Source organism: Amycolatopsis sp. NPDC057786, assembly GCF_042797905.1.
GTDB lineage: Bacteria > Actinomycetota > Actinomycetes > Mycobacteriales > Pseudonocardiaceae > Amycolatopsis.
Map to the genome: position 1 here is coordinate 48,085 of NZ_JBHVKW010000051.1, position 7,615 is coordinate 55,699.

At 69.0% G+C, this 7,615-nt stretch carries 3 protein-coding genes; 2 read left to right on the forward strand and 1 reads right to left on the reverse strand.

The features are described 5' to 3' along the window. Window positions 1-38 precede the first annotated feature (38 nt). Window positions 39-4,046 (reverse strand): type VII secretion protein EccCa, encoded by a 4,008-nt coding sequence (gene eccCa / locus ACFVM3_RS24325; protein WP_378441983.1) that lies wholly within the window; start codon window positions 4,044-4,046, stop codon window positions 39-41. Window positions 4,047-4,515: 469 nt separating this feature from the next. On the opposite strand from eccCa, the gene eccD reads away from it, so the two are divergent. Then, window positions 4,516-5,880, forward strand: a complete 1,365-nt coding sequence (gene eccD, locus ACFVM3_RS24330; RefSeq protein ID WP_378441985.1) for a type VII secretion integral membrane protein EccD — start codon at window positions 4,516-4,518, stop codon at window positions 5,878-5,880. A 23-nt stretch (window positions 5,881-5,903) separates the two neighbouring features. Further along, window positions 5,904-7,541, forward strand: a complete 1,638-nt coding sequence (gene mycP / locus ACFVM3_RS24335) for a type VII secretion-associated serine protease mycosin (protein ID WP_378441987.1) — start codon at window positions 5,904-5,906, stop codon at window positions 7,539-7,541. Window positions 7,542-7,615: the final 74 nt, after the last annotated feature.

A 7,615-nucleotide genomic window follows, 5' to 3' on the forward strand; every position in this document is an offset into this window, starting at 1 on the left:
CCACGCCCGGCCCTTGCCTCACCTGGTTCCGTGGGAGGTCAGTCCGGCTGGATCCACGAGACCTGCATGAGCTGCTTGCCGTGCTTCCGGGTCACGAGGTTTCCTCGGCCCGGCGGCATCTGGCTCGGCTTCACGTTGGCGACGAGGTTGCCTTCGTCACGCGAGCCGTTCATGACCATACCGGGCGCCGCGATCTCCCTGAGCTTGCCGAGGATCGGGTCGAACATCGCCCGGCTCGCGCCACCACTGCGGCGCACGACGACGATGTGCAGACCGACGTCCTTCGCCTGCGCGAGGAACTCGGCGAGCGGCTTCAGCGGGTTGCTCGTCTGTGTGGCGACCAGGTCGTAGTCGTCGACGATGACGAACAGCTCCGGACCGGTCCACCAGGACCGGGTCTTGAGCTGTTCCTGCGTGACGTCCGGGCCCGGGAGGCGCCGGGTCATCGACCCGTGCACGTCCTTGACCATGCTTTCCAGCTGCGCGGCGGAAACCGCGTAGCCGAGCAGCTGGTCCCCGCCGATGAAGCCGAGCATCGTGCGCCGGTAGTCGACGAGGATGATGACCGCTTCCTGCGTCGTGTACCGCTCGGTGATGCCCCTGGTGATCTGACGCAGCAGGTTCGTCTTGCCCGACTCGCCGTCCGCGAACGCGTAGAAGTGCGAATCGGCCGCGAAGTCCAGGTAGATCGGCTGAAGGTCTTCCTCGTTGACGCCGATCGGCACCAGCTTCGTGTTGCGCTTGGTGTCGATGGCCAGGACCTCGTCGTAGGTGACCATCTCCGGCAGCAGGCGGACCTGCGGCGCCGGGCGGCCCTTCCACGCGGCCTTGATCTTCGCGACCGCGTCGGCGACACCGGCGGCGACGTCGTCCGGGTTGCTCGATCCGTCGATCCGCGGAAGACCGGTCAGCAGGTGGAGCTTGTCCCTGGTGAGACCACGGCCGGGGCGTCCGGCCGGGACGTTCACCGCGACCCGGCGGTCGATGTCCGACTCGCTCGGGTCACCGAGGCGGAGCTCGAACCGGGTACCGATCATGTCCTTGATCGCCGGCCGGATGTCCGCCCACCGGTTCGCCGCGATGATGACGTGCACACCGTAGGAAAGACCCTGCGTGGCGAGCTTGGTGATCGAGGTCTCCAGCTCGTCGAAGTCGTCCCGCAGCGCCTTCCAGTTGTCGACGATCAGGAAGGCGTCACCGAAGGCGTCTTCCTCGGGCTTGATCTCGCCCCGCCGCTTGCGGTTGCGGAACTCGTTCATCGAGTCGATGCCCATCGCACCGAACCGGCCTTCCCGCTCGGTGAGCAGGGTGGTCAGCTCGGCCACGATCCGGCGGGCCTTGTCCGGCTCGCGCCGGGCGACGGCAACGCCACCGACGTGCGGCAGGCCCTGGAGACCGGCCAACGTACCGCCACCGAGGTCGAGCGCGTAGAACTGCGCTTCCTCGGGGGTGTGGGTCAGCGCCATCGACATGATCAGCGTCCGGAGCATGGTCGACTTGCCCGACTGCGGACCGCCGACGATCACACCGTGCCCGGCGCCACCGGAGAAGTCGGCCCACAGCAGGTCACGACGCTGCTCGTACGGGCGGTCGACGATACCCATCGGCACCTGGAGCCGTCCGTTGCCGAAGAACCCGACCGGGGAAAGACCGCGGTCGTCGGTGGGGTTCAGGTTCGGCAGCAGGGTGTCGAGCGAGTTCGGCTCCTTGAGCGGCGGCAGCCAGACCTCGTGCGCGGGCGGGCCTTGGCCAATCAGCCGGGACACGATCACGTCGAGCTCACTGGGCTCGACGGCCTCCTCCGACTTGGCCTCTTCCACCGGCGCGGCCTCGATCTGCTGCGGCTCCGGCTCCTTCGGCAGTTCGACGAAGTCCGGGACGAACAGCTGCGGGCGCTTGTCCGCGCGGACCACGGTCGCGACCGGGCCGGCGGCCTTGATGCCCGCGGGCCGGTACGGGCCCGAGACATAGGAGGCCTTGAAGCGGACCAGCGTCGAGGTGTCGTACTTGAGGTAACCGCCACCGGGCACGGACGGCAGCTCGAACGCGTCGGGCACGCCGATCGCGGCGCGGGATTCCGCGGCGGAGAAGGTCTTCAGACCGATGCGGTAGGAAAGGTGCGAGTCGAGACCGCGCAGCTTGCCCTCTTCCAGCCGCTGCGACGCGAGGAGCATGTGCATCTGGAGCGACCGGCCGAGACGGCCGATGGCGACGAACAGATCGATGAAGTCCGGCTTCGCGGCCAGCAGCTCGGAGAACTCGTCACAGACGATGAAGAGCGCGGGCAGCGGGTCGAGGTCGGCGCCGTTCTCGCGGGCCTTCTCGTACTCCCAGACGTTCTTGAAGTTACCGCCGTTCTTCAGCGCCTCCTGGCGCCTGTTCATCTCGCCCGCCAGCGCGTCCTTCATGCGGTCGACCAGGGTGACCTCGTCCGCGAGGTTGGTGATGACCGCGGAGACGTGCGGCGCGGCGTCCAAACCGAGGAACGTCGCACCACCCTTGAAGTCGACGAGGACGAAGTTCAGCGTGCTCGACGAGTGCGTGGCGAGCATGCCCAGCACCAGGGTGCGGAGGAACTCCGACTTACCGGAACCGGTCGCCCCGATGCACAGGCCGTGCGGGCCCATGCCCTCCATCGCGGCTTCCTTGATGTCCAGCTCGACCGGCTGGCCGTACTCGCCGACGCCGAACGGGACGCGGTAGCGGTCTCGCACCGGACGCGGCCGCCAGGCCTGCTGGACGTCGAAGGTCATCGGGTCGCCGGGGATGCCCAGCAGCTCCAGCAGACCGGGGTTGGACAGCAGCGGCTCTTCCTCGGCGGCGTCCTGCGCGGCGGTGCCGACGCGGTACGGGGCGAGAAGCCGGGCCAGTGCTTCGGCCTCGACCACACTGAGCGTGTCCGGACGGCCGAACCATTCGACGCCGCCGGCGCTGCGCGCGCCGAGGCGATCTTCCTCGACGACCAGCCGCAGGCCACGACGGGCGGCGAGGTTGCCGATGGAATCGGAAAGGTCGATCAGGGTGACGCCGACCAGACCCTCTTCGAGGATGATCTGCTCCTCGCGGGTGACCTCGGCGTCGTCGACGATGATGACGACGTGCGGCTGGTCCGGGGCGGGCGTCGCGTTACGGGAGAACCGCTGGCGGTCACGGAGTTCCTCGTCGAGCCACTGCTCGATCTGCGCGAGGGAGCCCGCCATCATCCGCAGCTGGCCGATACCGTCGGCGAGCGCCGGATGCTGGGCGTGCGGCAGCCATTTCGCCCACTCCCACTCCTCCTTGGCGCGGCCGGCCGTGGCGACCGCGATGAGGACGTCGTCGGGGCTGTGGAAGGTGACCAGCTGGGCGAGCATCGCCCGGGTGAGGCCGCGGGTGAGGCCGCGGTCGCCCTGCATGCTCACCGCGGCGAACCCGCGGAGGGTGATCTGGGTCGGCAGGTCCGGGACGATCGAGTGCGCGCGGACGAACCGGCGCAGGGCGAGCGTGGCGATCGGCTCCAGCTCGTCGACCGGGCCGGTCTGCGGCGGCACCAGCCGCGTCGCGAGGCGGTGCGAGCTGCGGCCGACGCGGAGGTGGAGGAAGTCCTGGTCGTTCTGACGGCGTTCCCACATGCGGCGGCTCGCGGCCAACGACCACAGGGTCTGCGGGTCGGGGTGGACCCATTCGAGAGCGGCGCGCTGGTCGACCATGGCCTCGCGGGCCCTGTCGCGCATCTGGCCGAGGTAGCGCAGGTAGTCCTTGCGGTCCTCGTCCATCTCGGCCTTTTTGGCGCCGCCGCCCTTGCCCGCGCCGCCTGCCATCATGCCGACGGTGCTGAGCACCATCATGCCGCCCATCATCATCATCATGGGATTGCGTCCACCGGTGGTGAACATGAAGATCATCATGCCGATGGAGGCGACGATCATCACCGCGGGAAGCAGCTTCATGACGATGTTGCCCGGGATGGTGCGCGGCACCTCAGGCGGCGGTTCGAGATGCACCTCGCCGCCCGGCGGCCGCGGCGCCGCCAGACGCGGTGACTTCTTGAACTGCAGCGTGCTCATCGAAGGACCCCTCTTCAAACTCGACGATGGCGGCCACCGTTGGTGCGCGTACTGGTGCGCGAGACAACCTATCGAACGTGACCGACGAAATCCGGACAACGCCGAGAACGGCCCCGGCCGGGGCCGTACGCATGTCGGGAGTGTAGGGCTCCGGCTCCGCCGACGTGCGTTTAGCGGCCTAACTGCGATCCGGCGGCCCAGACGCCCGACGTGCGTTTAGCCCCCTAATCGCGATCTGGCGGCCGGGGCTCACTCAGGCGCCCAGGGCTCCGGCGCGTCACGATTAGCCCGCTAAAGTCGACGCGCCCGCAGCTGATCCGAGGGGCTCGGAGGTCGCCTCTCCTACTTTTGCCGGTCTTTTTCCGACAGTCGATGATGTGGGCACCCGGGTTCGGTATAGGTTCCCCCGGGAGCAGACTCTCAGGGCAGGGGGAAGGCAGTGGCAACGGGCACGACGGTATTCAGCAGGGTGACGGTGGTCGCACCACGCACCCGGATCGACGTGGCTTTGCCGGCTGACGTCGCGGTGGCGGACCTGCTGCCCATGCTGTTGGAGATGGCGAAGGAGGCGACGCCGGACGGCGGCGCCCGCCACGGCGGCTGGGCGCTGGCGAAGCTCGGCGACGCACCGCTCGACCCGAGCCGGACCCTCGCGTCCCTCGGCGTGGTCGACGGCGAGCTGCTGCAGCTGCGCAAGCGCAACGAGAACCCACCGCCCCCGCTGTACGACGACGTCGTCGACGCGATCGCCGAGTCGTCCCCGGACAGCTTCCGTCCGTGGACCAAGGAGACGGCACGCCGTTTCGGGCACATCGCGGGTGGCCTGGCACTGTTCTTCGCGGCCCTCGCGCTCTTCACCAGTGGCTCTTTGTACGGCGGCAACGCGCTCGCCGCCGCGATCGCCGGCGGTGTCGGCGCGATCGCGTGCGTCGCGATCGGCGCGACACTGGCCAAGGCCTACCAGGCGGAGGCGACCGGTGTCCTGATCGCCGCCGCCGGTGGTCTTCCGCTGGCGTTCGTCAGCGGGTTCTACATCGTGCCGGGGCTGTCCGTGTGGGCGAACCTGCTGCTCGCGAGCGCTCTCGTGATCATCGTGGCGGCGGTCTGCATCCTCGTCATCGGGCACGGGATCACCACGTTCATCGCGGCCGCGACGACGGCCACGATCTCGGCGCTGACGTTCCTGGCCGCGACGCTCATCGACACCCCGATCGCCGGGATCGCCGCCGGTGCCACCGCGTTCTCGCTGGCCTGCATCTCGATCCTGCCGCGCGCGACGATCAAGCTCGCGGCCCTGCCGACGCCGCACGTTCCCGGCAGCGCCGAAGAGCTCAAGGAAGACTCGGGATTCCCGGACTACCGCGCCATCGAACGCCGCACCGCGGTCGCCCACGAGTACATGACCGGCCTGCTGACCGGCTGCGGCGCGGCCACGGCACTGTTCGCGATCATCGCCTCGTCTTCGCCGACGGTCTTCGGCCCGATCCTCGGCGTGATCGCCACGCTGGTCCTGCTCCTCAGGGCGCGGGCGTACGCGAACGGCGCGCAGGCCATCGCCTTGCTGACCACCGGCATGGTGTCCGGCGCGGGCATCCTGCTCGGCTGGATGTGGTCGGCAAGCCCGCTGAACCGCGTCCTGTTCGTGTTCGGCGCGCTGCTGCTGATCGGCGCCGCCGCGCTCGTGGTCGGCGTGATCTTCCCGAACCAGCGCTTCTCGCCGCCGCTGCGGCGGACGGTGGAGATCTTCGAGGCCGTCTTCATCGCGACGGTGCTCCCGCTGGCGCTCGGCGTCATGGATCTCTACACGACGCTGCGCCACCTCAACTTCAAGTGACGACCCGATCGGATGATGTTCTGATGGCCGTAGCGCGGAAGTCCAGGGGGACGCGCGTCCGCCACCTCGGCCTCGCCGGACGTACCGGAACGGTGCTGCTGGCGGCCGGGATCGGTGTTCTCTCGCCGGCGTCGGTGGCTCTCCCCGCGTGGGCGCAGCAAAGCAGCGTCGCGCCGGACGCCGGCGGCTACTACGCGACCCCGCCCCCGGTCGACAAGTCCAAGAAGCCGAACGACCCGGGGAAGCCGGACAAGACCTACGAGAAGAAGACCGAGTGCGTCCAGCGCAGCAAGCTCGGCGGCGACCAGGTCGACATCAAGAACCGGCCTTGGGGCCAGGAGTACCTGCAGATCGAGAAGGTGCACCAGCTCATGCGGGGTGCCACCAAATCGGTCGGCGGGGGCATCAAGGTCGCCGTGATCGACACCGGCGTCTCCGCGCACCCGTACTTCGAAGGCCGTGTCGAATCGGGCGGTGACTACGTCGCGACTCCCGGCGGCGGCAAGGCACCTGGACTCGAGGACTGTGACGGCCACGGCACCGAGGTGGCGGGCATCATCGCCGCCAACCCGCCCGACGCGAGCATCGGCTTCCGCGGGGTCGCGCCGAACGCCACGATCCTGTCGATCCGCCAGTCGAGCCAGAACTACGAAGAAGCCGAAAAGAAGTCCGAGCCGCCACCCGCGTCCAATTCGGCTCCGCCGCCTTCGTCGAACAATCCGGGTTCGCAGCTTCCGCCGTCGTCGCAGGGTAACGGCGCCGTCGGCGGGACCGTACCGGGCCAGGACAAGGGCGGACGTACGCAGGAGCAGGGCAAGACCGCGGGCACGCTGACCACGCTCGCGCAAGCGGTGGTCCGCGCCGTCGATCAGGGCTCCCATGTCATCAACATGTCGGTCGACAACTGCCGCGCGGCCAGCGGCAGCATCACCAAGGGCGAGCAGGAACTCCAAGCGGCGGTGAACTACGCCGTCGAGCGGAACGTGGTCGTCGTGGCGGCGGCGGGCAACGTCGGTGACAAATGCCCGCAGAACGACCAGCCCGACCCCAGGGCCCCCAAGACGATCGTCACACCGCCGTGGTTCGCCGATGACGTGCTCTCGGTCGCGGCGATCGACGACACCGGCGGTGTCGCGGAGTTCAGCGTCCACGGGCCGTGGGTCAGCGTCGCCGCTCCGGGCACCAAGATCATCTCGCTGGACCCGGCGGAGGGGTCCAACAGCCTGGCCAACCTGACCATCGAGGGCGGCAAGGACCCAGGTCCCATCCAGGGGACCAGCTTCGCCGCCCCGTACGTCGCCGGCGTGGCCGCGCTTGTGCGCGCGAAGTTCCCGGAGCTGACGGCCCGTGAAGTGATGACGCGGATCAAGGCGACGGCGCAGCACCCAGCGGCTCCGGGCGGGCGGGACAACTTCGTCGGCTTCGGTGTCATCGATCCGATCGCGGCGCTGACGGCGATCGTGCCGTCGGAGGCGGACAAGGCGAAGCCGGTCCAGCTGCCAGCGAACCTGCCACCCGCGAACGACCGAGACCCGGCCCCGATGATCGTCGCGCTCGCCGGAACCGGCGGGGGCCTGGTGGCGCTGCTCGTCACGCTGTTCGTCGTGCACTCGGTCCGCCGCAACCGGCCGGCCACCTCACCGGTCCGCAAGACCCCGTAGGACCTGCGTTTCGCGGGCTAACTGCGATCTGGGCCACCCCCAAAGCAGTTATCCCCCCAAAATAGCACATGTAC

Coding starts and splice junctions, on each gene's coding strand:
- eccCa (WP_378441983.1), bottom strand. CDS start 4,046: ATGAGCACGCTGCAGTTCAAGAAGTCACCGCGTCTGGCGGCGCCGCGG.
- mycP (WP_378441987.1), top strand. CDS start 5,904: ATGGCCGTAGCGCGGAAGTCCAGGGGGACGCGCGTCCGCCACCTCGGC.